At 42.9% G+C, this 322-nt stretch carries 1 protein-coding gene; it reads left to right on the top strand.

The features are described from left to right. Window positions 1-176: 176 nt before the first annotated feature. The coding region (locus tag IQQ51_RS10985) for a helix-turn-helix transcriptional regulator (RefSeq protein WP_193841077.1) at window positions 177-322 on the top strand (146 nt) is incomplete at its 3' end.

Below are 322 nucleotides of genomic sequence, written 5' to 3'. Positions count from 1 at the left end.
TCAAAGAAAAGACAACCATCATCCGCGAGGCCACGAGCACAAGCATGATTGATGTTACTGACAGGAGCGGAAACCAATCACGGGACGACCTAAAAATAAGCCAACCGATAGCAGGTTAAGGAAATTTTTACACTTCAACTCTATCTCATGAGTGATAACCATAGAGGAAGAATTTCATGAGATTAGTTCGTTTAAAAGAAGTGATAGAAAGAGTGCAGTTAAGTAAGTCGACCATCTACAAAATGATGGCTAACGGGGAGTTTCCACACAATGTATCGCTTGGAGAGCGAGCCTCCGCATGGGTTGAGCATGAATTGGATGA

It is taken from the genome of Vibrio sp. OPT18, from assembly GCF_015163615.1.
GTDB classification, from domain to species: domain Bacteria; phylum Pseudomonadota; class Gammaproteobacteria; order Enterobacterales; family Vibrionaceae; genus Vibrio; species Vibrio coralliirubri.
Note: the sequence above shows the minus strand (reverse complement) of the source record. Positions and strands in the feature narration are given on the sequence as shown.